Here is a 24,588-nt window from a genome sequence, read left to right as displayed (position 1 = left end):
CTCCTCCCCCTGCCGGGGAGGCGCCCCCACCCCCGAGGGGCAGCACCACCCCGCCGCGCGTACCGGCGAGCCTGCCCGGATCATCACCCGGCGCGCGCGGCGGGCCCCATCAGATCCGCGACCATGGAGGACTACGACATGTTCAGCCACGCCGATCGAATCCCCACCGGAACGCCGCTGCCCTCGGGCCTGCCCACCCCGCCGCCGTTCGGCGTCAGCCGGATGGCGCCGTACCCGGGCACCCCCGCGCCCGCCTACACCCGCGCCGAGCTGGACCCCGCGTCGCAGACCACCCGGTTCTACAACGCCAACGGCGGCATCGTGGAGATGCCGGGCCACGGCACGAGCACCGGCACGCAGCCCAGCACTGCCACGAGCCCCGACGGCAACGCAGGGTCCGGCGACTCCGACACCGGTAGCGACGCGGACCAGTGACTCGCGGTCCGGTGCTGGTCGTCACCAACCTGGACGACCCCACAACGGACCTGGTGACCAGCGAACTGCACGGCCGGGGTGTCCCGGTCGTGCGGTTCGACTCCGGGGACTTCCCCGCCACCTTGTCCGTCGCGGCCACAGTCACCCACGAGGGCATCGCCGGAACGCTGTCGACGCCCACCCGCACCGCCGACCTGACACACGTCCGGTCGCTGTACTACCGCCGCCCCTCCGGGTTCACCTTCCCGCACCTGGACCAGCAGACCGCCCGGTTCGCCGTCACACAGGCCCGCTACGGCCTCGGCGGCGTCATGGCGTCCCTACCGGGCTGCCTGTACGTCAACCACCCGCACCGCATCGGGGACGCCGAGTTCAAGCCCTCCGGTCTCACCGCTGCAGTGGCGGCAGGGTTCGACATCCCGCCCACCCTTCTCACCTCCGAGCCGGACGCAGCGCGGGCCTTCATCAAGCGGCACGGCCCGGTGATCTACAAGCCGTTGTCGACACCGCTGTACGAGGTCGACGGCAAGGCCTGTGCCGTGAAGGTGGACGAGGTCACGGTCGATGACATCGACGAGGGGGTGGCCGGCACCGTCCACCTGTTCCAGCAGCGCGTGGAGAAGGTCGCAGACATCCGCGTGACCGTGATCGGCGACCGCGTCTTCTGCGTGCGCATCGACTGCGACCTGCTCGACTGGCGCACCGACTACAGCCGCCTGACCTACTCCGTGGTGGAGCCTCCGCCGGGCATCACCGAAGCTCTGCGCCGGTACCTGGATCACTTCAGCCTGGTCTTCGGCGCATTCGACTTCGCTGTGGGCCGGGACGGGGCATGGTGGTTCCTGGAGTGCAACCCCTCCGGCCAGTGGGCCTGGATGGAGCCCGAGACCGGGCTGCCGCTGGTGGCAGCCATGGCCGATCTACTGGAACGGAAATCCTCATGAACGACGAGCCCGCCCTGCGGCAACAACTCCTGGACCGCCTCACCAGCCGGGGCAGCGTGCGCTCCCCCGAGTGGCGAGACGCCGCGGCCGCCACCGCACGACACGAGTTCCTGCGCGGCGGCTTCTTCCGCCGGGTGCCAGGCTCGACGCCGACAGCGTGGGAGCCGGTGATGCCGGAGGACCCCGCCTGGCTGCCGGCCTGCTACGCCGACGAGTCCCTGGTCACGCAGATCACCGGGACCATCGTGCCGGGCGACATCCGAGGCCAGATCTTCCGCGAGCCGACGAGCTCCAGCACGGTCCCCGGCCTGGTGCTGCGGATGCTGGAGGACCTGGAAGTCGAGGACGACATGCGCGTCCTGGAGGTCGGCACCGGCACCGGGTACTCCACAGCACTACTCTGCCACCGCCTCGGGGACGACCTGGTCACATCTGTGGAGGTCGACCCGAACGTGGCGGCCAGGGCGGCATCCTCGCTCGCCCAGACCGGGCACGTCCCCTACCTGGTGACCGCCGACGGCCTGGCCGGGCATCCGGACAACGCGCCGTATGACCGCATCGTCGCCACGTGCGGCGTGCGCACCATCCCCACGGCGTGGATCGCCCAGACCCGGCCGGGCGGCCAGATCCTCGCCACGCTCTGCGGCTGGATGGGCTCCTCCGAGCTGGCGCGCCTCACCGTCCACGAGGACGGCACCGCATCCGGCCAGCTCCTCGGCGGGCAGGTGTCGTTCATGCTCGCCCGCCCCCATCTGCCTCCGGCGCTTGGCATGCTGCCGGACACCCGCGACGGCTCCGAGCGGGAGGCCGTCGTGGGCGCCGACGTCCTGGACGACTGGACGGCCCGGTTCGTCGCGCAGATCGCAGCCCCGCAGGCGCAACGCGCCAAGCTCGGCGGCGGGGAGCACCTGCTCGTCGACGTCGATGCCGGCGCGTGGGCGCTGCTCCGCCAGGTCGGGGAGCAGTGGCGGGTACGTCAGGGCGGTCCCGCCCGACTGTGGGACGACGTCGAGGAGCACCTGGTGATGTGGCGCCACGACGGCGCCCCGGGGCTGGAGAAGTTCCGGGTGGCCGTGGCGTCCAACGGGCTCCAGCAGGTGTTGTGGGACATTACTGATTAGACACCCCGTCGCGCGGGGTAACCCGGACGGAGCTCCAGCAGCGGATGCAGGGCCCGACCCCGGTGTGGGCCTGTACGGCTGGCGGTGCCCGTGGGAAGAACGAGAAGCCCAGGTACCGGCAGGTGGCCAACACCCCGCGGCTTATCAAGGCCCACAACGCCCGCGAGTAGGGAGGCGTCGGTCAAGGCAGGCTGGTTCCTCCACGACCCGAACCACACAGCCCCGATGTGGACGCCCCGTCGGCGAAGAAGCAGGGGGCTGCGCCTCGACCGCCGGGGGGATGGCGGTGGGGAGGCCAGCCGCGAAGAAGGCGGCCTCCCGCCACCGCAACCACGACGGGGAGGACGGAGGTCACCGCCAGCCTCCTCGGGTGGCCGCAGTTCATCGCACACCTCACCGCGGCCGCCAACCACGGCGAACTCGACGTCCTATAGCTCCCGCCCGTTGCCGTTGAGGAGGCGACTCACCATGACGTTCGCTGACCCCGGCGGACCGAGGAGAACAGCCCGCAGGCACGCACTCACCGGCACCGGCTCGCGGGAAGGGAGCTGTTCGTCACCTTCAGCCCCCGCCGAGGCGGCGCATAAAACGTGCCAGGAGCTCACCGCCGATGTGCCCCGCGCCACCCGCTCGCTGCCGGCGGCCGCCGAGGCGATCAGGCCGCGTGCCGGCTCCTCAAGCGCATCGCGCCCGCAGCAACGGTGGACGACGTCTTGCACGTGACGTCGTATCTCGACGCCGCCGGAACCTGGCGGCTGCAGTTCACTGCGGGTGGTGGAACAGCGCTACTTCCTCGCTCCCGCGCCGTCCGCCGTCCAGGTCCTGCCTCTGCGGCAGCGGGTGACGTATCAGTGCGTCCCCGCCGTGGCACTGGCCGCGCTGGGCAACAATCACGCGGCCGTGCGGAAACAGCACGCCGCATGGTGGCCGCCCTGCGGCAATCGGTGCATGACGGCCAGGTCGCCCCGCCCCGCGTCGCAAGGGCGGCAAGGGCGAGGCCACTGGCTTACGGAGTCCCAATGACGTTCTCCAGGCCGATGTCTGGAAGCAACAAACTGTCATCGAAGGATGACGTTCACACCCCGTCCCTCGAAAATCTCCATAAACAGGTCGACCCCCGAGAGATCGCACGAGTCGTCCGGGTGACCGCTCCTGGTCGAGCGCGGAGTCAGGCCCCTGATCCGGCCCTGAGGCCACTTCGGCTGGGACGGGCGCGGTCCGGATCGGCAACCTCCGGGGCGTCAGGAACTGCCCAACTACAGTCGCCGGCGGCAAGGCCAAAACTGGCGGACTCCTCCAGGAAGTGACTGTTGGCGTTGCGGTACTGCCCAACAGCCATGGCATACGCCCCAGCGTTCCCGGCCTGTGCGGCGGACACAGCGGCGGCCAGGAAGTCGCTCGCGGCAAGGTAGGAGTGCCGTAAGGCAAGGTAGGTGTCAGCGTCCGCGTCGGCCATGTGTGACGTGTCCTCGGACCAGGCGTGAGCGTGAACGTCACGCTCGAACAGGATGGACCGGGCCTGTACGGCTATGGCCGCGTAGTCATCGGGGCGCTTGAGGGTGAGGGGGCGGGACCCGTGCGCGGCGCAGACTGTATCCACCCACCGAACCACAGCGGCCTTGGCCTGGGCGCTGTCCGTACCGTCATCGGAGAAACGGTGCCGGAGGTCTGCGAGAGTGGCAGTGCCGAACGCGAACGCGACCAGCGCGAGGTAGCCGGTGAGTTTCCCCAGCCAGTCGCTCTTCTTCTCCGATTGCTGAGCGCGTACGAAGGCGTCGATGCGGGCGATGCGTTCGCTGTCCGACTCCGCCGGCGGCCCCTCGGCGGTCTCCGCCTCCGCTCCGGACTCCTCGCCGCTCCCCGGCCCTTCATCGCCGCGTAGCCGACCGGCGTCTGCTCCTGCCGTCGCTCCATCTGCCATGAGGGAAGGGTTGCTGCGATCAACTGCCCGCGCAAGCTTGCCAACGGCATTTCACCGCGCGGGCAGGGCCCCTGACCATCACGGCGACAGGCCGCATGCCAGCCAGGGCGGTGTGTGCCTCCGCTTTCTGGCCGCCGAAGCACCCACCTGGCCGACGCCGTCATACGGGACCAGGCCGCGGACCATGCAGGCCGCACCGGGCAACGGGCCCACCACCAGGCCCCGACACACACGACCCGGGGGGACAGCCGGGCCGGGCCAGCCTGGGTCAACCCGTTCGAAGAGAGCAGCCACAGGGCCGACCGCGATACCGGCTCCGGCCAGGCCGCCGACGACCCCGTAGGCGACGGCCCGGTCCCGGCCCTGGTAGGTCCCGGCCACGATGACGGCAAGCACGGGAAAGGCAAGCGCGGGAAGGATCAGCGCCCGCCCGAGTCCTTCGATCACGGACCAGCCCAGGGTGAGCACCCAAGCAACGGTCATCTCACCGGCCAGGATCGACAGAACGATCCGGACCTTCTCCTCCGGCGGCACCGCCGGCGGTCTCACCATGATCGATCAGACTCCTTCACCGACAGGACCCGCAAGAAACGAGCCCTGCCACAAAGTCTGACGCGCGACACGAACAGACCCCACCCGTCGTCCCGCCACGCTGAACCGGCCCCCGAACCAAAAGCAGCCAGCGGGTCCGATCGGCGATCGACAACCGCGTCAAGTCATATGGACATCAGACCCAAGGCCAGGAGCAGGCCGTAAAGCGGTGAAATCCCGCACGGAGCCCTGACCTGCGATGGTGAGTAAAACCCGCTCCTCACCGGTGACCTCACGGTACTCACTGACCACAGGTGATGCCGGATTGTGATCTTTCACCCCCCTTTTCGGTGAGCAAATCGGTGAGTGCCACCGGGCTTCATGGATGACACCCCCACATCAACCAACCCGGGAGCCCACATGGCCACCACTGTGCATCCGCCTGCCGCCGTCACCGAAACCGACACCACCAGCACGGACATACCCGGCCCGCACCGAAGCCGGCCGCAGCAAGCCCTGCGGCCCGGGTTCAGCCCAGGCCCCAGGCGCACCCGCGCCCCACGCCCCGGGCCACCGCCAGACAGGCGACCACCGGCCGGAAGCTCGTGGGAGTCTGACCCCATGGCGTGCAGCACGGCCGCTACCGCCACCGGGTACGGATGCCGGTCCGGCCACATCCTCCGGAGCAGGTGACGGTCAGTGAGGAAGTTACCCGCCCGGCCCTCTCGGTTCGTCGCCATGGACAACCATGCTGTCGACGACGAGCGCTTGAGCGTCCTGGACGTCGGACTGCTCACCATGGCGCTGCGCCTGCCCGACGGCGCGGACTTCACCATCGCCGCTCTGGCTCAGGCCCGCAAACCCGGCCGCGAAGCTCTCACCAAAGCCATGCGGAACCTCGTGGCATACGGCTACATCGTCAAACTCAAGATCCAGGACGCCGCCGATGGCACCTGGCGCACAGAATTCTCCGTCGCCGGCCTGCCCCATCGCCACGAGGACATCCGCCACCTCCTGGCCCAGGTGGCCGGAACACGGGCCGTGCGCGTGGAGCCGGCCTGGCTCGCCCCCCGCAACTACCACACCGCGGCCCCCGCCCCGCTTGAGTCGACGCTGCCGGAAACGGCCGCCACACACTTCGCGGGCGCGCGGTCCGCCCTCCCCCCGGTCACGACGGGGCCTCCGCCCCTGGGTGCCACCAGCGGCAACAGTGAACGCATGCAGGCCGGACCGAGTGACGGGTTCCCGACAGTCGGCCAACCGGCAGTCGGCAACCCGACAACCGGCGACCCGGCCGCCGCTCACCCGACCGCCGGAGACCCGTCGGCTAAAGAACTAAGACTGAACAAGCAAGACGGAAAGAACTCTTCTCTCTCCTCCTCGCCCAGCACACCCCGACGTCCGACCGTTCCGGCACCGAGGAGAGAGACCACCACCCCGTCCGGACAAGCAGCCCCGGCCGGCCCCCCGCCCGCGACGCCATCGCCTCCACGCCCCACCGGCGAGACCCCAACAGGCAATGCCGGCACCCGTGCACCCGCACCAGCACGACCGGCACCCGGCAGCCCGCAGGCAGCCGCTCCCGCCCGACACAGTCACACCCCCGGCACCGCCGACCCCGCACCGGCACGCCCGGAACCGGCCCAGCCGCGAGCAGCAGCTGCTGCCCGGATCGCCGGCGTCTGGACCACCGCCCGCCACCGCCACGGCCACCCCGTCCCCACTCTGGCCCCAGGCCGCATCGCCCACGCCGCCGAAGCGCTCCTCTGCGACGGCATCCAAGAACAGCTCCTGACCCAGGCAGCTACCGCCATGGCCCGCAAACCCACCTGGTACGACCTCAAACTCCACCTCGAACACTGGACACCCCCCACCCGCCCACAACCCGCAACACACCCCGCGCAGGCCGCCTACTGCGGGGCCTGCGACCACGGCTGGACCACCGACCCGGACGGACGCGCCCGCAAATGCCCGTGCCGCACCCAACAACACCCATGAACCGGCCAACACCCGCGCAGACCCCGTCACCGGCACTCCCCCGTCGGGCGGGGCCCAGCTCACCGCGAGTCAGCGCTGTACGGGCTCTCCCGGGTACCGACGCCACACTCCAGGGGCTCCGGGCTCAAGCAGGACCGCACCGCCAACCAGCCCACCTCTGCGCAAGATGCACCCCTTTGCACAACACCGCCAACAGGTTCGGCCCTGCGCAGCCGAGACTATGCACAGCAATCCCAACGCTGCCCCTGCGCACTCCCGACGGTCCCGCCTCATTGCGCATCGCAGAACCCGTCCCTACACGCCAATGCGCAACCCCAATCCACCACCCACCCCATGCGCAATCAAGCCCCACCGTCACGGCCCCGCAAGGACCCATCTCCAGGGCTCTGGACGGGCCCTCATCGCGGTAAGCCGCGCCTCCCGGACATGGGCAGACCCCGGCGGGTCTGCAGCAGTCCACGTCGGCGGGACCGCCGCCGCTTGCGGCCGCCCCAACTCCGCACAGCCCAGGCCCGGCACGCTACAGCCCACCCCACCCCCAGAGCCCCGCAAGGCCGGACCGTGCTCCCGACCATGACCGATCAAGTCCAGAAAGCCTCGATGACCGTGATCTGGGGAACGGCATGGCGGCGGATGAAAGTGTAGACAAGCCATCCGCGGCCGCCCGCGAGCTCGGCGATGTGGGGTCCGCCGGGCTTCGTCGAAGCCAGGGGGCAGACGGTGATCCAGTGCGGCAGGCAGGCATCGGCGTCGATGCCACGGTAGTAGGGGTCCGGGGCGGTGATCAGTTCTGCGCGGGCGGCCAGGACGAGCTCTCTGCCGTCGGCGGGCATGGCGTCGAAGTCCTGTCGCGCCTCCGCCGTCCAGTCCATCTGCCAGGGAGGGTGGGGGAGGTCGTCCGTCACTGGCCGGGCTTCACCGTGGCAGCTTCACGCCTCAGGCGGCTGTACTCGGCCAGGAGACCAGCCGACTCCTCGGGATCCTCGCACTGCGCGGCGCGAGCCTCGAGGTCGTGCAGGTGTGCGGCAAGACGCGGGTTGCGGGCGATGGCGTACTCAGTCCACCACAGGCGCAGGAACGCGGGAACAGGGGTGAGGTTGAACGTGTCTGCGATCGCCCGTCGCCAGTGGGCCTCGAAGTCCGGCAGGAGATGAGGAGCGTGTTCCTGAATGGCCAGACGCAGAGCTTGCGGAGTCTGTTCCGGCATCGGTGGCACCCGGGGCTTGTCTCCCCCGGATCCGTCGACATGCACAGGCTGGGCGGTCATGGTGTGGGGTCTCCTGGTCTTCCCGCCTGGCGCTTCAGGCCGCGTCCTGGCCGGTCTCGGGAACCGACTGCCGTGCGGCCCGCTGCTGCTCAAACCACTCGGCAGGCACCAGATAGGCGACGGTCTTCCCCTTACGCGTGATCGCAGCCGCCTCCCCCGCAATGCGGGTGCGGTCAAGGATCTCACCCATGGCCTTGCGGAGGTCGATCGTCGTATAGGTCCTCAGCTGCATACCCGCCACACTAGCCCAACTATCATAGTTGCGATACTTACGGCTTCCGGACTCGCCGCCTCCCACCCCGCACGCGTCATGACCACAACCGGGTACAACCACGACAGCCGCGCCGGCCGGGCGCAGTGATCTACACAGTGGGCCGGTACTCCCGCCCATGCCCCGGGGCCAACCGCAGACCTCGCCGAGCCGACTGCCACGACGCCGATCCGGACACCGAATCCCCGCGCACAAGCCATCCGCACCCGCCGCACCCCACCGCCAAGACCCGACTCCGCCAACGCCCGGGCAACCGGACCCGCAAGGTGCCACGCAGACCCCGCGGATGCTTCAGGCCCCGGCCAGGGTCGCTGCGGCATCCAACGCCCGATGCCACGGATAATCCGCGGGCTTCCCGGTCCCGGGCTGGTTCGGGACGAAGCCACCGTCGCCGTACAGCACAGTCACGCCCATCGCCCGCAGCTTCGCAACGCTCTCCTCGAACTGGTGGTGCTGCACGTAGACCGCGTTCACACAGGGCATCGCGACAATCGGAATGCCCTTGCCAATGCCTTCGGCGGCCACCCCGACCACGAATTGGTGCGTGAGCCCCAGCGCCCAGGAGTTGATCGAGTTGAACGTGGCCGGCACGAAGACGATGACGTCGGCCGACGGCCAGACATCCGGCTCGCCGGGCCGCCTGTACCGCGACCGCACGGGATGCCCGGTCAGCGACGCCAGCCCTTCCAGACTGTCTTCCAGCCAGTCCGCCGCGGTCGGCGTGAGCCCCAGGCACACGTCCCAGCCACGCCGCTGCGCGTCATCGACCACCCCGGCGATGTCGAAAACCGGCGGCGCAGCGCTGACGAATAGGTACATGGTGCGCGTCATACCCCCACCCAACCCCCGGTGATCCAATGCGCGCAACCTGCTCTGCCCTCAGCGGGTGTCGGGGCGATCGCCGATGCCATGGCGGATGCGGCGGGTACTGTTCCCGACGGGGTCCGGAGGCCAAAGATGCCCAGAGATGACCACGAGCACACCGGTACGCGCATTGCCGCCGCCCGAAAGCTGGCCGGTCTGACCCAGCCAGGTCTGGCCCAGCCCCGCCCCTGCTACCAACATCCGGCCCCTGCCCGACGTCCCGTCAGGCGGGGGCCGGAGCCGTATGCATGAGGTATCCCCCTGTCCGACAAGGCCCTGGGCACGGGGTTCCTCGCCTCACGAGCCCCAAAGATCACCAGGTGCCGCCACGGGCGGAGTGGGGACATCGATGAGGACGCGTACATGCAGCAGGGGAATGTCAGTCGCGGCACCTGACGCCTGACTCCTGCGCATGACCTGGACTACGCGTGCGAGCAGTGCGCATAGGCGGCGTGTGACCGGGCAGCAGCCCGTGCCGTTGGCGCTTTGGGAGGCGCCAGGCGCGCGGGGGCGCAGCGGGGGCGCGCGCGTGATCGTGTGCGCACGCTCGGTGAAATTGGTGGGGTTCGGCGTGCACACTTGCGGGTCTCGTTCGCTTGGCTGGGAGCAAGGCAAAAGCGCTCGGTGCCGAGCGGGGGCTGCATCGGCCGACGAAAGGACTCCAGCCAGTGGATCTCGATATGGCTGCTCATGTGATGACGGGGGCGGTCACGCTCCGGGTCTTCGCGGGAGACATCCGCGCCCTGGGAACACGCCTGCTCAGTGCCGGCGTGCGGGTCGGCGCCGCCCAACTGGCCTCGCAACACCGGCGCGGGGAGACGGCTGCCCCGAGCGAGGGCACCGACGTGCAGCCGCTGGAGCGCGACCGATGAGCGGCCACCAACCGAATCCGTGGACCGACCAGGCCGTGCGCGACGACCTCACCGCGGTACTGCCGGACACCTTCACCGCGTTCTACTGCCTGCACCACCAGGCCTACCTGCGGTACGCGCACCTGCAGTTGGACAACCGGCCCGCAGCCGAACAGGTCGTCGGGACGTGTTCGTGCAGCTGGTCACGATGTGGCCGCACGTGCTGAAGCAGCCGAACGTGGACACCTACGCCTGGGCGGCGCTGAAGGAAGAGGTCGCCCGGCGCCTGGAGATACAAGGCCGCGCCCCCGCCTTGGTGGAGACCGCCGTGTTCGAGCAGATCCGGCGCACGAGCCGAAAAACCTTCGCCGTGCTGGAGTCCAGCCTCGGGCTGTACACGGCGATCGCCCGTCTGCCGGAGCGCCAGTACGACTTGATCGTGCTGCGGTTCGTGCTCGGCTACCCGATGCGGCAGGTGGCCGAACTCATGGGCGTGTCCTATGGGACGGTCCGCAGCCACGTGCGCGGTGCCCGCCGGCGGCTGGCCCGGGATCTGGGCATCGACTGGGCCACCGAAGAGATGAACGAGGAGGATTGATGAACCGGGGGAACAAGCGCACGGATCGCATCGACCAGGTGCTGGCCGACGCGGAAGTCCTGACCGACGAGTACACCGACTTCGACGAACGAGCGGCACTGGACCGCATCGCCCGGCGGGTCGTGTGGCACAGGGCCGAGTCGATGGAAAGCCGCGCCCGGTGGATCCGCACCGCATCCGGCGCGTACACCCGCCCGCCCGACGCGCACGACGGCCTCCCGGCCGCCCTGCACGAGCAGGCCGCCACCGAACTGGGCCTACTGTCCTCCCAGGTGGTCCGGGACCCGCAGGCGATCGCGGCCATGGCGCTGCTCGTCGACGACCGCGCCACCATCGAACCTACCGGCGCGCTCGCGTTCGCCTGCCTGCTGTACCTGGCCGACCGTCACGAGGCAGCCCAGTTCTGGTGGCAGTTCGCCGCCGGCGCCGACTCCCCCACCGCAGCTCACTGCCTGTCCCTGCACCACCTGCAGCACAGCGAACTACGCGACGCACAGCACTGGCACAAGCAAGCCCTTCTGCTGCGAAACCTGGGCCAGGACCCCCTGGCGCACGCCGCGTGGTCGCAGGCGACAACCGATCGGGCCCTGACCCACTGGCTATGGGGACCGTCGCCGTCCCAGGCGGCGATAGTGCCCCAGGTGGTCACGGTCGATATCGTCCACCGGGCATGCCGGCCCGCCTCGTCCCTGCCGCTGTCGAAATCGATCACCAAGGCCGTCCAGCGGCTCGAGGCGCAGCCCGACGAGGACTACGGCACCATCCCCAAGCCCGACCCCGAACTCGCGGCCGAGCTCGTGGACTGTGCGGCCTCATGATGATCGTGTACGTCCTCGTGGCAGAAGTGGCAGGAGGCCGTTCGCCTCCGGAGCCTGCTTGTGCTGAGCGACGGGCCGGGCTCGCGGATCGCCCCGCGCGCCTTGCACCGCCGGTGCCGCGCCGGCTGCGCAGGCCCGCACCGGGATCCGATCACCGGTCTCCCACTCCGGCGGCGGCCCCCGGTTGCGCGTCCTGCGTGGGGCGACCAGCATGATTCGCGAGGTGGACCATGGTCGCCCGGGTATGCGCACGCCCGGCGGTGACTACTGCGTCTCTATCTGCGCACACGTCGGATCGAGCGCCGCCCGGCAATGGGAGACGAGGCATGTCCGTAGAGGAAAGTCCTAGGGATGCCTTTCGAAGGTTTGTCCGGACAGTGCTGTCGCACTGGAACGGCAGAAGCGGTTCCCGTCACGACGCTGACCAGGCCAGGGAGGTCTACCAGAGCTCCACCATGGGTGCGCTCATCGACGGCGTGTACGAGGGGGACGTGTCGGTGGGTGAGCTGCTGCGGCACGGCGACTTCGGACTCGGCACGTTCAACCAGCTCGACGGCGAGATGCTCGTCCTTGACGGCGTTTGCTATCACCTACGTGCCGACGGCTCGGTTCAGATCGCCACCCCGGGTGATCTGTCGCCCTTCGCCGCCATGACGTGGTTCGGCCCCGACTCGGTGGACGCGTTGAAGGACGTGACGTCCCCGATGTCCCGGAACGAAGTGACAACCGCCATCGATGACATGGGGCGCAGTCCCAACCTCCTGTACGCCATCAAGATCACCGGCCACTTCAGCGAGGTCCGGACACGAACTGTACGCAAGCAGGAACCGCCCTACCCGTCGCTGACCGAGGCAGCCGAAGGGCAGGCCGAGACAGCTTTCCACGACATCTCGGGCACGCTGGCGGGCTATCGCACCCCTGACTACGAGGAGGGGATCTCGGTGGCCGGCTATCACCTGCACTTCCTCGACGACACGCACCATCACGGGGGTCACTGCCTCGACTTCCGGCTCGATCACGGCACCATCTCCATCGGTGAGCGGTCCGAACTGCATCTCAGCCTGCCGACGACGCAGCAGTTTCTCAGTTCCGATCTGACCCCCTCCGGCCTTGGAGACCAAATCCGCCAGGCAGAGGGTGGCTGAACCCGCTCCCTCCTTCCACAGCAATGAGGAGTTCGAATCCGCATGACCGAGTCAGGAGTGCGTGCCGCCCAGCGAGCGGTGGAGGTGCTGTCGGCGTACGGCGTCAGCCACATCTTCGGAGTCCCCGGCGCGAAGATCGACGCCATCTACGACGCGCTGGTGGACGGCGGCCCCCAACTGGTCGTATGCCGCCACGAGCAGAACGCCGCGTTCATGGCGGCCGCCGTCGGCCGACTGACCGGCGTCCCCGGCGCCATCGTGGTGACCTCGGGACCGGGCACGTCCAACAGCGCGACCGGGCTCCTCACAGCGAACACCGAACAGGATCCCGTGGTTGCCCTGTGCGGCGCCGTGCCGCGCGCGGACCGCCTCAAGCGCAGCCACCAGTCCATGGACGCCACGGCCGCCCTCAAGCCGTTCACCAAGTACACCGGCGAGGTCAACGACGCCGACAACGTGCCCGAGGCCGTCGCCAATGCCCTTCGAGCGGCTGTCACAGAGCCGCGAGGCGCTGCCGCGGTCGTGCTGCCCTCCGACGTGCTCATGACCCCCACCAGCGCCGACATCTCCGAAGCCGTTCCCGTCCCCGAACAAGGTGCGGCGCCGGGTGACCGCGTGCAGCAGGCGGCCCGGCTCATCCGCGAGGCAAAGCGCCCGGTGCTCTTGGTCGGCCTTCGGGGGGCGGGTACGGAAGCATGTGCCGAACTCCGCGCCCTGCTCGAGGTCACAGACCTGCCGGTGGTGGAAACGTTCCAGGCCGCCGGTGTCGTCTCCCGGAAACTGGAAGACCACTACGTCGGCCGCATCGGCCTGTTCCGCAACCAGCCCGGCGACATCGCCATCTCCCACGCCGACGTGCTCGTGACCGTGGGATTCGACGCCGTCGAGTACGACCCGAAGCTATGGAACACCGATCCGGGCCGCACCGTCGTGCACATCGACGCCCTGCCCGCGGACATCGACAACCACTACCGACCCGCCATCGAACTGCGGGGGGACATCCCGGCAACCCTCCGGACCCTGGCGGGACACCTGTCCGGGCTGAAGCTGGAGACGGAAGTCCTCGCCGAGTTCGCCGAACAGCGACGCGCCCTGAAGGACGCCGACGACGCGGCACGGTCGGCGAACCACACCGAGACCGGCCTCAACCCCGTCGAAGTCATCCTCACGCTGCGCGACATGATCGACGACGACGCCACCGTCACCTGCGACATCGGCTCCCACTACATCTACATGGCGCGTCACTTCCGCGCCTACGAACCGCGGCACCTGCTGTTCTCCAACGGCCAGCAAACGCTCGGCGTGGCCCTGCCGTGGGCCATGGCCGCCTGCATCGTCCGTCCCGGCAAGCAGGTCGTGTCCGTCTCCGGCGACGGCGGCTTCTTGTTCAGCGCCCAGGAACTGGAGACCGCCACACGCCTCGGCCTGCACTTCACCCACGTGATCCTCAGGGACAACAGCTACGACATGGTCCGCTTCCAGGAGAAGCTGAAGTACGGGCGGACCTCGGGCGTCCTGCTCGGCGACTACGACATCGCCCAATACGCCGGCGCATTCGGCGCCCACGGCTACCGGGTCGAGACCGAAGAGCAGTTCGCCAAGGTCCTCGGCGAGGCCCTGTCGCGCGAGGCCCGGGTCCAGCCCGGCGTCACCATCATCGACGTCCCCGTCGACTACACCCGCAACGCGGAACTCTTCGCCGAACTCCACGAAGGCGTCCTCGAATAACGCGCACGCCTTGGGGTGGCTCCCCACCCGGCCGGCCCAGGCGTCGAACCGCATGGGCAGTCGCTCCCTTCGGCAAAGGCAAGTGAGCGTGGCGATGGGTCGACACATCGCTCGTAGCGATCTTCGCGCCCGACCATGCCGAACGTCTCCAAGCAGCTCGGCAGCGGATCAGCGGCGCCGACGAAGACTGACGAACGATCTCGCCCGGTCCATGGCAGCAAGGGCCGGAGCGCCGCGTAGGGCCGGGAGGCGGGCGCCGCAGGGCGGCAGCGCGAACGCCGGCCGGACCAGCGGGTACGCGCGGCGTCGCTACTCCGGCCGGGGTCCGGCCGGAGCGGCGAGGGACGGCCAGTGCCGTCAGGCGCTGAATCGCGGTGTCAGAGGCGGGCGCAGCCCAGCGTGGAACTGTAGTGCTTCATGCTGTCACGGGTGTTCGGGCCGTAGACGCCGTCCGCGCCGAGCCCATAGTCCTCCTGGAGCAACTCGACAGCGGTCATCGTCTCCAGGCCGTAGTAACCATCGATGGTGAGGTAGCCGTATCTCTCGCAATTCTTCAGGCTCCGCTGCAGCGCCGTCACGGCCGGGTTTTGTGTGCCCCTGTCGAATACCAGATTGCAGGTCAGGGTCTTGCCGCTGCTGCTGTTGTAGGCGGGAACCGTGACGGAGTGACCCGAGCTGATGGAGACAGCCTTGGTGGTGTTGCAGGTCGGGTATATACCGGCCGCGCTCGCGGAGGGGGAGACGGAGACACCGCAGGCGAGTACCGCTGCCAGGGCGCCCAGGGCAGCAAGGGCGCGAGGCTTGTTGCGGGGCGTGCGTGAAGACATCATGCTCCTCATGGGAAGTATCGGGCAGGCGTGCTTGATCACGCTGTGAGATCAGTAGGTCGGGTGACCTGCGAGGTTGAACGTCAAGCTCAGACGCAGTCGTACTTGGCGCCGGTTTCGTTGCTGTAGCGGGCCCACTTCATCTTGGTCAGCGTCTCCCGGCCGTAGACGCCGTCGACCGCCGCGCCGATCCTGCTCTGGACGTCACGCAGTGCATTCCTGGTGTCCGACCCGAAGATGCCGTCGAGTTCGAGCTTCTTGCCGTAACAGCTGTTCATGTTCTTCTGCAGGGCCCTGACCCCGGGACCGGTGTGCCCGGACTGCAGGTAGCAGTAGATGGTGTTGTTGGCGACGTTGATGGGGTACACGAAGTGCCGGCCCGTCGATCCGTTCGGCACCGAGGCCGCTCCCGTGCACACCCCGTCCGCCGCGTGGGCCGGGACGGCGGCGGACGCCGCCCCCATCAGGGCGCCCAGCAAGGTCCCGGTCACCAGAAGTGCCCTGTTCCTGCCTGTCCTGCGCATGCCTGTCGTTCCTCTCCGTGCGAGAAGCACTGTCGCTTCCGTGGCAGCCCGAGGACGGATCTTGGTGCTGTCCCGGGGCTCGGCCATGGACACTAGTGGCGGCGTGGGACCCGGCCTTTGTCATACGTGCAGGGTTCTTTGTCCGTCGTGCACCGTCTCCGGTGAGGGTGTCGGAGGAGGGCGGTGATGCCTTTGTGCGCGCCTGCCGAATGGGCTGCACGTCGTATGACAAGTCCGTCAAACTGAGGTCCGGGGGATCGTTCACGGGGGTGACGCATGGGGAAACGGGGCAGGCCGGCGTCAGGCCGGCCGGGTGACGGACGCGGGCTGAGGTGCAGCGTATGAGCCCGGTTCTGGACACCGCGTTCACGCCACCGCAGGACCGGGAGGAAGTGGTCCGGAACGCGGTGCGGGATTCCATCGTGGCGGTCGACATCGATCACGGTCCGCCGACCGACGGCATCTCCGTCCGCCTGGGTCTCGGCACCGTCGGCCCCCTCCGGATCTGTTCGGCCCGTGCGACCTCCGTCACCATCCACCGGACGGAACGGCTGGCCCGGGAGGACAAGGAGCCGGCCGTCTTCCTCGGCGTGCAGATGACGGGGACCAGTCTGGTGGCGCAGAACGGCCGCGAGTGCGTGCTGAGGCCGGGCGAGTGCGCCGTCTACGAGTCCGTCGCCCCGTACACACTTCTCTTCGACAAGGGAGTCGACCACCACTTCCTGCGTTTCCCCCGTGCCGCACTGGCGCTGCCCGAGCGGCTGTTGAGGGATGTGGCGGCGGTCGCCCTGGGGCCCGGCAATCCCGTCGCGCGGCTCGCCGTCACATACTTCTCACAGTTGGCCGTCAGCGACGAGATCCATCAGGGTGGTCGGGACGCCGAGACCGTCGTCACCCCCAGCATCGAACTGCTCCGCGCCGTCCTGGCGACCCAGCACGGCGACTCTGGCCTGACCAAGGCGCCGTTGGAGGCGACGCTCACCCAGCGGGTCACTCAGTACGTTCAGGCGCATCTGGCTGACCCCGATCTGTCGGCCGCACGGATCGCCGCCGTCCACGGCGTCTCCGAGCGACATCTCTACGCCGTACTGGCCCGCTCGGGCATCACCCTCGGCGACTGGATCCGTACACGCCGGCTGGCCGAGCGCAAGCGGGATTTGGCTGGGCCGCACGGGCCCCTGCGCACCATCGCGGCGACCGGACGGCGCTGGGGTTTCGTGGACGCGTCCCACTTCAGCAAGGTGTTCAGGCAGACATACGGAATGTCGCCCCGGGACTGGCGCGACCTGAACCACCCTCGCACGTCCATGTGACAGCCTGCCCGCGGCCGGGTCCCGCGTGGCCCGACGCGGCGGCCGAGCGTCTATCGGCGCCTATCGGCACGTTCGAATAGTCGACTGTGCGAAATAGCGTCCACGAACTCACCTTGGGATAAACGGGGTTGAAGCGTTCCGGGGTGCGATCTCTCGCGCCCACGACAGCATGTTTTCCTGCTCGATAACGCTCCCTGGCAGTCGCCCCGAGCCAGATCTCTCACCCTCGTGACAGTGGGCCCCACTCCGCCGAAACAGCCGTTGACCAGCAACAACGCACCAACGATCAGCTGTCTCTCACAACCACTGCCCCAAAACCGAGAGATCGCACCCAGCGGGACCGAGCCGGCCAGCATGGCCTTGAGGTCCTCGTGGCTGACGCCTTCGGGAGCGGCCTCGTCGACACCAGGGGTGTCCGTCGATCCAGGTGCCATTGCGTTGACGCGAATACCGCGGCCCTTGAGTTCACTGGCCCAGGTACCGGTGAAGGAGACGATCGCCGCCTTGGCGGCGGCGTAGACACCCAGCCCGGCGATGGCAGAGCTGGCGGCGATGGAGGACGCGAAAATGACCGACGCGCCATCGTTGAGCAGAGGCAGGGCCTTCTGCACAATGCGCGCAGGCGCTGTCAGACCGACGGCGGGCCCGCCTCGATGCGTCGCAGCACCGGGCGCAGGTGGTCCAGGTCCGGGTTGCTCTGGATTTGCCGCTCGTCCCACCATGTGGCGCCCGCGTCCCGCAGTGGCCCGATCACGTCCCTGGCCTTCGCCGCGTCCAGGGGTGTCGCACCGCCGAGCACGAACTCGAAGGGGCGCTCGATCCCGGCCGTACGGTGCTTGCGCACAAAGCTGACCAGCTCCTGCACCTCCGCCACGTCCGGCACCTGACCATGCCGGGCCGTCTCGAACAGCGGCACCGCGCCGTCCCAGCGCGCGGCCCGCCGCATGGGCGCCCGACGCGGCCAGAACCCGCCGATCCAGACCGGCGGCGCCGGCTGCTGCACGGTGGCGGGCAGGAGTGTCACGTCCCGCACCTCGTAGTGCCGGCCGTGGTGGTCGACCGGCTCGCCCGACCAGAAGCGCCTCAGCACCTCCAGTCCTTCGTCAAGGCGCTCGCCCAGGACGCGCGGCTCGGCGGTGTCGCCAAAACTCACGTACTCGTCCTCGACCGGACCACCCAGGCCCGCGGCGAAGATCACCCGGCCGCCACTGAGGTGGTCCAGCGTGACCACTTGGCGGGCGAGTTGCTGCGGACGGTAACGAGGAACCGGCGTCAGCAGGGTGCCCAGCCGTATCCGGGAGGTCGCCAGCGCGGCGGCGGTCAACAGCATCCAGGGGTCGCCGAAGGGACGTCCCTGATGCCGCCGGTGCACTATGTGGTCCCACACGAAGAACCCGTCCCAGCCGGCCTGCTCAGCGGCGGCCGCCGCGGTCGCGACGTTGCGGGGGTCCGCGAAGTCCCCGAAGTTGGGCACATTGATCGAGAAGCGCATCCCCGCAGGATGCCCAGCAGGCCGGGCACCAGGCAATCGCAATTCCGCCTCGACCGGCCCCGCCTTCCCGAACCACTCGAACGGCCCGGGGCACGTGGTGCCGACGTCGGCCACGGCACTGGGGAGGCCGAGATCGCACGGCGCAGCCATGGCCCGGTAGGGGCCTCAGCCGCGTTGTCGACACTCCGGCGGTCTGGACACCGATCCACCGGATCGCTGGAACGCTCGACAAGGCACTTCCTGAGCTGTTCACGCCTGACTACGACCAGAGGCTAGAAGCGGCTCGTCAGCGGCTTCGGCCGGAGGACTAATCGAGCCTCAGCTGCCTGCATGACCCAACCCATCGGGCCTGCGGCAAAGGGACCACAAGTGGGTTGAGCTCGAAGCCCCAGCAGGATTTCGTGAAACCGTGGGCTTCCCGCCGAGGCGCACGAAAATCGGTGCGCGCAGACCCTCTGATCCGGCTGACGCGGCCTTCGGCGACGACGTGGCGTAGCGGCCGTGGAGCCCCGCTGTCGGGACGGCGGAGGCGCGTTCGTCTCTCCGGGGCTATCGCTGTCTTCGGTCCCACTTCGCCCATTCGCCCGTCTTGGGGTCGCGAGCGCTGTAAGGGCGGCCAGGCTCTTGAGTTTGGCCGGTCACGCCGATCCTCTTCCAGGCACGTACCGCGCCCCACACGAAGGCGCCTGCAAGCACGACGCACACGACCGTCATGGCCGGGTCATGAACCTTGCCGGCTGTCATGAAGAAAACAAGAGCCCAGAAACACAGGAACAGCGCGAGGACATTCCACACCACATTGCCCCAGGCACTGAGCGGCGTCCGGGGTGCCGACCGGGTGCCCTTGGCTCTTCGCCAGGCGCCGGACACACCGAACCCAAGACCAACAAGGAGGGGCGCAGAAACGATGAGCACGTCGAGGGCACTGTTCCGGCCATCGAAGAAGAGCAAGGCCATCACTGCGACCACGGCCACAATCGCCAAGCCGAGCAAGGCAGTACAAACGGCCCACGGGATAGATTTCATAGCGGCACACTAACCTTCGCTGACCTGCGCAGATCGGCCGCCCAGTCTGTTCGGGACAGTACCCGCGGTCAGCACCCCGGCTTGGCGGCTTCGTGACGAACACGCCCAGCCGCGGATGCACCACCGCCAGGCCATCACGCGCAGTGGGCGCCATACCTACTGCCCGGTCGCCACAACGATCCCCAACCCCCGCTGCTGTCCCCTGTCTGGCAGCCCGCCGGGCCGCTGCCCGGGGCCGGCGCCCCGGCGGAGCCGGCCTTACACGACGAGCGCAGTACCACCGTCGCGTCGTTCCCGGGGCAGCTGAACAGCCTCGGGAGCGGCAGCATGAGCCGCTCGGACGACGTCGACCTGCACGACAGCTGCAGCTGCTGCCCCGCCACGACCAGAACCGCCCCGCCAAACTGAACTTCTCCTTCGACCTGGCCAGGGCCACCCCCGCCCAAGCACTCAAACGGCAGGGGCCGCCTCGCAGGCCGATGACCGGCGCCACCTCCGCTCTGACCACCGACGGCAACGACGCCGACGGGGGCCAGCTGGCGGCCGCGAACACCAGCGACCGCAACGAGATGGAGCAGCTACGACTGTGTGCCCAGGACCTGGAGGTCCTGCAGCGGCACTGCGAGCAAGAATTCCCGCTTCCCGACGACATCACGGCCAGCGAGTGGGTCGCGCTGCGCGTGGCGCGGCTGGTCGTCGAGGGGCACTGCGTCATCTCCCCGGTCGCCCGCATGCTGACCGTCACCCTCGACGGGCGAGGACCACTCGGCGCTGCGGGCGATCCTCGGCGGCGAACCCCAGTCGGTGCGCGTCCTGGACCCGCAATTCACGCTGACCCTGGCCGGGCGCACCTTGTCGGTCGGCGAGGTGATGACCTTCCACACCCAGGCCGTCGCCGAAGGCGGTCCCGCTGTTCTGGTCGCCCTGGACGCGGGCCAGGCCGAAGGCCGGCGCGTGGCACTCCCCCCCATCGACGATCAGCGCTACCGGCTGTGCCGGCGAAACGTCGACCCGCACCGGCCATTGGTACCCGTCCCGCTCGAACTGCGCGGATACCCCGAGCCACACAGGACACAGACTTGAACGGCGGCGTTCCGGCTGTCGCGTACTTCGTCAGGGGTCCTTCCCTTCAACGTGTTGCGGCGAGTGCCTTCCAGAAGGCGTAGTGGTGGTCGGCTGCGAAGTCGGTCTGCCCGATGCGGCCGGACGCGAGCCGCTGCACGTACGGGCTGCGGGTCGTGAAGCGCTTCCACGCAGGCATGCCGTAGCCGTTCAACTGCCCCGTGCTCGCAAACCGGCTCCAGTAGGTGATCACCGTGTCCGACAGCCCGGCTTGTGCGGCGTCGAGCGGCTCGAACAGGTCGTTGTCGAACAGATAGGCCAGGTCGATCATGTGGCCGGTGCCGAGCGAAAAACTCGCCGGCCGCGGCACGTCCTTGAAGTACGGGGCCGAGGTCTCGGCGAAGTCGTAGGCGTGGACGGGGGTGTAGCGGGCCAGCGCGCGCTGGGTGTCGAGGGCCGCGGTTGACCACTCCGAGTCGGTCAGCACGGCCGACAGCGCCGCCCCGGGCGCCATGTAGTTCGCGGCCGGGTACTCGGCCAGGACCGCGGGAGCGTCCTTTCCGAACTGCTCGGTGACCTTCTTGGCATACTCCTCGGCGGCCAGCGGCGTCCCTGTCAAGATTTCGTCGAGCCCGGCCAGCCCGCTCATCTCGTCGTGAGTGGAGCCGTGCAGCACTGGTACCCGGGCGAACCGCCCGGCAGCGATGGCCTGTGACGGCGCCTCAGGCAGTACCTTGCCGTCCACCACGGGGCGGTAGCCGTCGTGCCCGGAGGCTGACGCCTTTATGAGCTCAGCGGTGGACCTGCGCCGCAGGCAGGAGTCGACGGTGCGCAGGTCGTCGCAGTCCGCGGCTCTGGCGACTGCGAGGCCGTTGGCCTGCGCCTGTGTGCGGGTGAACGAGCCGTCCGGTCCGACGCAACCCGCACTCTGCACGATCGCCTTGCTGAAGAGCCCGCGTGCCCCGGGTGAGACCAGCTGGGCGCAGACGCTGTACCCGCCACCTGACTGCCCCATGAGGGTTACATTGCGGGGGTCTCCGCCGAAGGCCCTGGCATTGCGGTGGACCCATTTCAGCGCGGCCTGCTGGTCAAGAAGGCCGAGGTTGGCCGGGGCGCGCAGGCCGGGTGAGGTGAGGAAGCCGAACGCGCCGAGCCGGTAGTTGATCGTCACGACCATCGCGCCCTGCTGCGCGGCGGCCAGCTTGGCCGCGCGGTAGGTGGCGCCGTCGCCGTAGGTGAAGCTGCCGCCGTGAATCCAGACGATGACCGGCAGCCGCCCCGTCGTCCGCCTGGCCGGAGTCGTGACGTTCAGGTAGAGGCAGTCCTCACTGCCACCGCCCTCGATGGAGATGGGCTGGTCGGTCGGCTGCGCGCAGGCGCTCATCGGGGCGTGGGCGCCCCGTGGCGACGACCAATGGCGCACCGGCTGCGGCTCCTTCCACCTGGATTCTCCGGTCGGCGGGGCCGCATAAGGAATGCCGTGGAACGTGCGCACCGCGTCAGCGACCGCGCCACGGACCGGGCCCTCGGCGGTCATCACCGTGGCGGGTAAGTCCTGGGCGCTGGGACGCGCGGAGGCGAGGCCGACCGTAGCCATCGTGGCGGCGAGCGTTGTGGAGACGGTGGCCGCGACAAGGACAGCGACGCGGGACTTCATGGGTCTCATCTGGGCCCCCAGGATCGGTGTGATCTTGATGCTTGGAAGGTAGCCAAATATTGGGCAGATGCGCAAGACGTCCGCCCAAGGCGATTGCCTGAGGCGTTCGTTTGACGCAAACGCGCAGCCTCTTGATACGGTTCGCGCCATGGGAAACCGAGAGAAGCTGCTGGAAGCCGCCAGACAGTGCCTTTTCGCGAAGGGCTACGAGCGCACGACGGTCCGCGACCTCGCCTCGGCGGCGGGTGTGAGCATGGCGGCGATCGGCTATCACTTCGGCTCGAAGGAGGCGCTGCTGAACCAGGCGCTCTTCGAGGCACTCGACTCGGGAGACCAAGTCTTCGGGCCGTCGATGAACGCTGCCGACCTTGGCGCACTGTGGCGCCGGCTGATCGAGGCGTTCTCGGTCAACGAGACCTTCTGGATCGCCAACCTGGAGACCGTTCTGCGCGCGCAGCGCGATCCGGAGCTGCGTGAGCAGGTGGCTGCCGGGTTGCGACAAGGGCGCAGTGGCATGACGCGAGAGGTCACCGGAACCGCCGAGACCGAGCTCTCCGAAGCGATGGTCCGCACCGTCGGCTCGGTGCAGCTCGCCCTCGTCAGCGGCCTGATGATCCAGCATCTCACCGACCCCGAGTCCGCTCCCACCGCCGACGAGGTGCTGGCGGGCCTGCGAGCGCTGGCCGCCCACCTGCCTGAGGAGGGGTGAGACCCGGTCCCCGGAACGAAGGCACAGGACCGCCACGGCGCTGGCCGCCCGACCCGCCCTGGCGCAGGAGCGCGCCCACCGGCTGAAGGTGCTCGTTGGCCAGGTCCACGAAGCGGCGCTGTGCATGCTCGTCGGGGAGGACCGCGTCTCCCGAAGCGGGAGGGACCTCGAACGCGCCGAGGCGCTCGAAAAGATCCTCCGTGCTCCGCTCCCCCGGAACCTGATCACGTGACGCACGATCTCTTCGCGCAGGCCAGCCAGAAAATCCACCTGCCCGGCAGAAACGACAAACCTCCCGTCAGACCGGTGCACGCACGCGATGTCCAGGCTTCCCCCGCCGGTGCCCTCAGGGCCTGCGCGTCAGCCCGTCCGCCGAAGCGGCGTTCGCCGTGACCGACCCACTTCCGCACGCGGCCCGGGCGTCCTCGACGAGGCGCCGGCCGAGTCGGCTGCCGAACGCCGCCGCGGAGAATGACCGGCGCGGTCATCGAGGCTGGCCACCAGGGCGGTCGGCGCAGACCGGGTCGTCGATCGCGCTCACGGTGTACGGCGGCCGGCCCGGCGGCTCGTCGTTCTGGCTGTTGACGACGTAGAGCCGGCAGCCGTGGCGGGCCAGCGTCGTGGGCAGGTCGAAGGGCTCGCCGGTGACGCGGTGCGTCACCGTGCCGGTGCGCAGGTCCGGGTCGAGCTCGGCGATGTAGACGCCGCTTGGCGCACCGTAGTTGAGCACCGCGTACAGCGTCCGCCCGCGCAGCAGCATCCCGTCGGCGCCGAAGGACGCGCCGCCCAGGTCCACTTGGCCGACCTCCCGGGTGGCGACGTCCACCCGCCACACCGCCTCGGTCCCGTTGGACGCCACCAGCAGCGTGCGGCCCGTCCGGTCCGCGACAATGCCGTTCAGCAGCCAGTACTGCGCGGGGAACTGCGGGAAAGCGGAGCGGATGTCCAGCCACGGCTCCAGCGGACCGGGCCGTCCGTGGCGGAGGGCAGCCCGGTACACCACCGGGTTGGCCCAGTCCGTGACGTACACGGCGTCGTCGGTGATCACGAGGTCGTTCAGGTCGGACGCACCGAGCGGCCCGCCCTGCGCCGTGCGTGTGGCGAGCAGGCGGCCGCGGCGGTCGTGGACGGTCAGCTCGGCGCCGCCGACCGAGTACACCCGTCCCCGGCCGTCGGTGTGCACGCCCAGTGTGCTCGGGCGATCCGCGAGGCCCTGCGCGCGGAAGGGCCGAAAGCGGGCGTCGCGGACGTCGCCGCGGTACAGCGCGCCGGTACCGTCGGAGGACACGTACATCGTGCCGTCGCGATCGATCGCGATCCCCTCCGGCAGCACACCGGGCGCCCGGGAGACGACGTAGGTGCGCGGCAGTTCACGCGCGGCGGCCGGGGCGGCATGGACGGGCAGGGCCATCAGGCCGGTCAGCAGGACAGCGGTGTACAGCCGCGGGAGTCGGGTGGTGCCGGGCATCGTCACAACCTCCGGGAC

At 69.2% G+C, this 24,588-nt stretch carries 26 protein-coding genes; 13 read left to right on the top strand and 13 right to left on the bottom strand.

What is annotated here, in order from left to right; all coding sequences use genetic code 11:
* Positions 1-123: 123 nt before the first annotated feature.
* From tgmA to tgmC, 3 genes are read left to right on the top strand one after another with little or no spacing between them, the layout of a single operon-like run.
* Positions 124-435, top strand: a complete 312-nt coding sequence (gene tgmA, locus ACZ7MY_RS41075) for a putative ATP-grasp-modified RiPP (protein ID WP_499611019.1) — start codon at positions 124-126, stop codon at positions 433-435.
* Positions 432-1,379, top strand: a complete 948-nt coding sequence (gene tgmB / locus ACZ7MY_RS41070) for an ATP-grasp ribosomal peptide maturase (protein WP_499611016.1) — start codon at positions 432-434, stop codon at positions 1,377-1,379. Before tgmA ends, tgmB begins: the two co-directional genes overlap by 4 nt.
* On the top strand, positions 1,376-2,500 hold the full coding sequence (gene tgmC, locus ACZ7MY_RS41065; RefSeq protein WP_499611013.1) for an ATP-grasp peptide maturase system methyltransferase: 1,125 nt from the start codon (positions 1,376-1,378) through the stop codon (positions 2,498-2,500). Before tgmB ends, tgmC begins: the two co-directional genes overlap by 4 nt.
* A 1,168-nt stretch (positions 2,501-3,668) precedes the next feature.
* On the opposite strand, the gene ACZ7MY_RS41060 is transcribed toward tgmC, so the two are convergent.
* Together ACZ7MY_RS41060 and ACZ7MY_RS41055 are read right to left on the bottom strand one after the other, a co-directional pair.
* Positions 3,669-4,421 carry a hypothetical protein gene (locus tag ACZ7MY_RS41060; RefSeq protein ID WP_499611011.1) on the bottom strand — a complete coding sequence of 251 codons (753 nt, stop codon included), beginning with the start codon at positions 4,419-4,421 and terminating at the stop codon, positions 3,669-3,671.
* A 78-nt stretch (positions 4,422-4,499) separates the two neighbouring features.
* The gene (locus ACZ7MY_RS41055) at positions 4,500-4,973 is read right to left on the bottom strand and encodes a hypothetical protein (RefSeq protein WP_499611008.1); all 474 of its coding nucleotides are present in this window, start codon (positions 4,971-4,973) and stop codon (positions 4,500-4,502) included.
* Positions 4,974-5,690: 717 nt separating this feature from the next.
* On the opposite strand from ACZ7MY_RS41055, the gene ACZ7MY_RS41050 reads away from it, so the two are divergent.
* Positions 5,691-6,950, top strand: coding sequence for a hypothetical protein (locus ACZ7MY_RS41050; RefSeq protein WP_499611005.1), 1,260 nt, complete (start codon positions 5,691-5,693; stop codon positions 6,948-6,950).
* A 581-nt stretch (positions 6,951-7,531) separates the two neighbouring features.
* Here ACZ7MY_RS41050 and ACZ7MY_RS41045 read toward each other — a convergent pair.
* The 4 genes from ACZ7MY_RS41045 to ACZ7MY_RS41030 form a co-directional block, all read right to left on the bottom strand.
* The gene (locus tag ACZ7MY_RS41045) at positions 7,532-7,855 is read right to left on the bottom strand and encodes a hypothetical protein (RefSeq protein ID WP_499611002.1); all 324 of its coding nucleotides are present in this window, start codon (positions 7,853-7,855) and stop codon (positions 7,532-7,534) included.
* Positions 7,852-8,217, bottom strand: a complete 366-nt coding sequence (locus ACZ7MY_RS41040) for a DUF6247 family protein (protein ID WP_499611000.1) — start codon at positions 8,215-8,217, stop codon at positions 7,852-7,854. Before ACZ7MY_RS41040 ends, ACZ7MY_RS41045 begins: the two co-directional genes overlap by 4 nt.
* Positions 8,218-8,251: 34 nt before the next feature.
* Complete coding sequence (locus tag ACZ7MY_RS41035) at positions 8,252-8,449, bottom strand: type II toxin-antitoxin system Phd/YefM family antitoxin (protein ID WP_499610997.1); 198 nt, start codon at positions 8,447-8,449, stop codon at positions 8,252-8,254.
* A gap of 330 nt (positions 8,450-8,779) precedes the next feature.
* Positions 8,780-9,319, bottom strand: a complete 540-nt coding sequence (locus ACZ7MY_RS41030) for a flavoprotein (RefSeq protein ID WP_499610994.1) — start codon at positions 9,317-9,319, stop codon at positions 8,780-8,782.
* Between the two features lie 713 nt (positions 9,320-10,032).
* Between ACZ7MY_RS41030 and ACZ7MY_RS41025 the strand changes: the two genes are divergently transcribed.
* The 6 genes from ACZ7MY_RS41025 to alsS all read left to right on the top strand — a co-directional run bounded on the left by ACZ7MY_RS41025 (position 10,033) and on the right by alsS (position 14,492).
* Positions 10,033-10,224 (top strand): hypothetical protein, encoded by a 192-nt coding sequence (locus ACZ7MY_RS41025; protein WP_499610991.1) that lies wholly within the window; start codon positions 10,033-10,035, stop codon positions 10,222-10,224.
* Complete coding sequence (locus ACZ7MY_RS41020; RefSeq protein ID WP_499610988.1) at positions 10,221-10,430, top strand: hypothetical protein; 210 nt, start codon at positions 10,221-10,223, stop codon at positions 10,428-10,430. Before ACZ7MY_RS41025 ends, ACZ7MY_RS41020 begins: the two co-directional genes overlap by 4 nt.
* On the top strand, positions 10,391-10,801 hold the full coding sequence (locus ACZ7MY_RS41015; RefSeq protein ID WP_499610986.1) for an RNA polymerase sigma factor: 411 nt from the start codon (positions 10,391-10,393) through the stop codon (positions 10,799-10,801). The genes ACZ7MY_RS41020 and ACZ7MY_RS41015 overlap by 40 nt, the downstream gene beginning before the upstream one ends.
* Entirely contained in the window at positions 10,801-11,619 is an 819-nt protein-coding gene (locus ACZ7MY_RS41010) for a hypothetical protein (RefSeq protein WP_499610983.1), read from the top strand. The genes ACZ7MY_RS41015 and ACZ7MY_RS41010 overlap by 1 nt, the downstream gene beginning before the upstream one ends.
* A gap of 326 nt (positions 11,620-11,945) precedes the next feature.
* Positions 11,946-12,764, top strand: a complete 819-nt coding sequence (gene budA / locus ACZ7MY_RS41005; RefSeq protein ID WP_499610981.1) for an acetolactate decarboxylase — start codon at positions 11,946-11,948, stop codon at positions 12,762-12,764.
* 42 nt (positions 12,765-12,806) lie between these two features.
* On the top strand, positions 12,807-14,492 hold the full coding sequence (gene alsS, locus ACZ7MY_RS41000) for an acetolactate synthase AlsS (protein WP_499610978.1): 1,686 nt from the start codon (positions 12,807-12,809) through the stop codon (positions 14,490-14,492).
* A gap of 377 nt (positions 14,493-14,869) precedes the next feature.
* Here alsS and ACZ7MY_RS40995 read toward each other — a convergent pair whose 3' ends face one another.
* Positions 14,870-15,361: a peptidoglycan-binding domain-containing protein gene (locus ACZ7MY_RS40995; RefSeq protein ID WP_499610976.1), complete on the bottom strand. Its 492-nt coding sequence runs from the start codon at positions 15,359-15,361 to the stop codon at positions 14,870-14,872.
* A 47-nt stretch (positions 15,362-15,408) separates the two neighbouring features.
* Positions 15,409-15,843: a peptidoglycan-binding domain-containing protein gene (locus tag ACZ7MY_RS40990; RefSeq protein ID WP_499610973.1), complete on the bottom strand. Its 435-nt coding sequence runs from the start codon at positions 15,841-15,843 to the stop codon at positions 15,409-15,411.
* Positions 15,844-16,184: 341 nt separating this feature from the next.
* Between ACZ7MY_RS40990 and ACZ7MY_RS40985 the strand changes: the two genes are divergently transcribed.
* On the top strand, positions 16,185-17,156 hold the full coding sequence (locus tag ACZ7MY_RS40985) for an AraC-like ligand-binding domain-containing protein (RefSeq protein ID WP_499610971.1): 972 nt from the start codon (positions 16,185-16,187) through the stop codon (positions 17,154-17,156).
* Between the two features lie 50 nt (positions 17,157-17,206).
* Here ACZ7MY_RS40985 and ACZ7MY_RS40980 read toward each other — a convergent pair whose 3' ends face one another.
* From ACZ7MY_RS40980 to ACZ7MY_RS40970, 3 genes are all read right to left on the bottom strand, one after another.
* The gene (locus ACZ7MY_RS40980) at positions 17,207-17,878 is read right to left on the bottom strand and encodes an SDR family oxidoreductase (protein WP_499610969.1); all 672 of its coding nucleotides are present in this window, start codon (positions 17,876-17,878) and stop codon (positions 17,207-17,209) included.
* Positions 17,785-18,648 (bottom strand): LLM class flavin-dependent oxidoreductase, encoded by an 864-nt coding sequence (locus ACZ7MY_RS40975; protein ID WP_499610966.1) that lies wholly within the window; start codon positions 18,646-18,648, stop codon positions 17,785-17,787. Before ACZ7MY_RS40975 ends, ACZ7MY_RS40980 begins: the two co-directional genes overlap by 94 nt.
* 549 nt (positions 18,649-19,197) lie before the next feature.
* Positions 19,198-19,674 carry a hypothetical protein gene (locus ACZ7MY_RS40970; protein ID WP_499610964.1) on the bottom strand — a complete coding sequence of 159 codons (477 nt, stop codon included), beginning with the start codon at positions 19,672-19,674 and terminating at the stop codon, positions 19,198-19,200.
* 804 nt (positions 19,675-20,478) lie between these two features.
* Between ACZ7MY_RS40970 and ACZ7MY_RS40965 the strand changes: the two genes are divergently transcribed.
* A complete protein-coding gene (locus tag ACZ7MY_RS40965; protein WP_499610963.1) occupies positions 20,479-20,757 on the top strand; it encodes a hypothetical protein in 279 nt (92 codons plus the stop codon).
* 46 nt (positions 20,758-20,803) lie between these two features.
* On the opposite strand, the gene ACZ7MY_RS40960 is transcribed toward ACZ7MY_RS40965, so the two are convergent.
* Positions 20,804-22,393, bottom strand: coding sequence for a carboxylesterase/lipase family protein (locus ACZ7MY_RS40960; RefSeq protein WP_499610961.1), 1,590 nt, complete (start codon positions 22,391-22,393; stop codon positions 20,804-20,806).
* Between the two features lie 67 nt (positions 22,394-22,460).
* On the opposite strand from ACZ7MY_RS40960, the gene ACZ7MY_RS40955 reads away from it, so the two are divergent.
* Positions 22,461-23,102 (top strand): TetR/AcrR family transcriptional regulator, encoded by a 642-nt coding sequence (locus tag ACZ7MY_RS40955; protein WP_499610958.1) that lies wholly within the window; start codon positions 22,461-22,463, stop codon positions 23,100-23,102.
* 484 nt (positions 23,103-23,586) lie between these two features.
* Here ACZ7MY_RS40955 and ACZ7MY_RS40950 read toward each other — a convergent pair whose 3' ends face one another.
* Entirely contained in the window at positions 23,587-24,570 is a 984-nt protein-coding gene (locus ACZ7MY_RS40950; RefSeq protein ID WP_499610956.1) for an SMP-30/gluconolactonase/LRE family protein, read from the bottom strand.
* Positions 24,571-24,588 lie beyond the last annotated feature (18 nt).

Source organism: Streptomyces sp. NPDC111520 (genome assembly GCF_055635295.1).
This window is presented reverse-complemented; position numbering and strand designations above follow the sequence as displayed.

Bases quoted from the DNA above. Each gene is read 5' to 3' on its own strand.
- ACZ7MY_RS41030 (WP_499610994.1), bottom strand. From the start codon at position 9,319: ATGACGCGCACCATGTACCTATTCGTCAGCGCTGCGCCGCCGGTTTTC.
- ACZ7MY_RS40975 (WP_499610966.1), bottom strand. From the start codon at position 18,648: ATGCGCTTCTCGATCAATGTGCCCAACTTCGGGGACTTCGCGGACCCC.
- ACZ7MY_RS41050 (WP_499611005.1), top strand. From the start codon at position 5,691: ATGGACAACCATGCTGTCGACGACGAGCGCTTGAGCGTCCTGGACGTC.
- alsS (WP_499610978.1), top strand. From the start codon at position 12,807: ATGACCGAGTCAGGAGTGCGTGCCGCCCAGCGAGCGGTGGAGGTGCTG.
- ACZ7MY_RS40990 (WP_499610973.1), bottom strand. From the start codon at position 15,843: ATGCGCAGGACAGGCAGGAACAGGGCACTTCTGGTGACCGGGACCTTG.
- ACZ7MY_RS40970 (WP_499610964.1), bottom strand. From the start codon at position 19,674: ATGAAATCTATCCCGTGGGCCGTTTGTACTGCCTTGCTCGGCTTGGCG.
- ACZ7MY_RS40960 (WP_499610961.1), bottom strand. From the start codon at position 22,393: ATGAAGTCCCGCGTCGCTGTCCTTGTCGCGGCCACCGTCTCCACAACG.
- ACZ7MY_RS40980 (WP_499610969.1), bottom strand. From the start codon at position 17,878: ATGGTGGGACGAGCGGCAAATCCAGAGCAACCCGGACCTGGACCACCT.
- ACZ7MY_RS41040 (WP_499611000.1), bottom strand. From the start codon at position 8,217: ATGACCGCCCAGCCTGTGCATGTCGACGGATCCGGGGGAGACAAGCCC.
- ACZ7MY_RS40985 (WP_499610971.1), top strand. From the start codon at position 16,185: ATGAGCCCGGTTCTGGACACCGCGTTCACGCCACCGCAGGACCGGGAG.
- ACZ7MY_RS41025 (WP_499610991.1), top strand. From the start codon at position 10,033: ATGGCTGCTCATGTGATGACGGGGGCGGTCACGCTCCGGGTCTTCGCG.
- ACZ7MY_RS40950 (WP_499610956.1), bottom strand. From the start codon at position 24,570: ATGCCCGGCACCACCCGACTCCCGCGGCTGTACACCGCTGTCCTGCTG.
- ACZ7MY_RS41060 (WP_499611011.1), bottom strand. From the start codon at position 4,421: ATGGCAGATGGAGCGACGGCAGGAGCAGACGCCGGTCGGCTACGCGGC.
- ACZ7MY_RS41055 (WP_499611008.1), bottom strand. From the start codon at position 4,973: ATGGTGAGACCGCCGGCGGTGCCGCCGGAGGAGAAGGTCCGGATCGTT.
- tgmC (WP_499611013.1), top strand. From the start codon at position 1,376: ATGAACGACGAGCCCGCCCTGCGGCAACAACTCCTGGACCGCCTCACC.
- ACZ7MY_RS41010 (WP_499610983.1), top strand. From the start codon at position 10,801: ATGAACCGGGGGAACAAGCGCACGGATCGCATCGACCAGGTGCTGGCC.
- ACZ7MY_RS41020 (WP_499610988.1), top strand. From the start codon at position 10,221: ATGAGCGGCCACCAACCGAATCCGTGGACCGACCAGGCCGTGCGCGAC.
- tgmA (WP_499611019.1), top strand. From the start codon at position 124: ATGGAGGACTACGACATGTTCAGCCACGCCGATCGAATCCCCACCGGA.
- budA (WP_499610981.1), top strand. From the start codon at position 11,946: ATGTCCGTAGAGGAAAGTCCTAGGGATGCCTTTCGAAGGTTTGTCCGG.
- ACZ7MY_RS40955 (WP_499610958.1), top strand. From the start codon at position 22,461: ATGCGCAAGACGTCCGCCCAAGGCGATTGCCTGAGGCGTTCGTTTGAC.
- ACZ7MY_RS41035 (WP_499610997.1), bottom strand. From the start codon at position 8,449: ATGCAGCTGAGGACCTATACGACGATCGACCTCCGCAAGGCCATGGGT.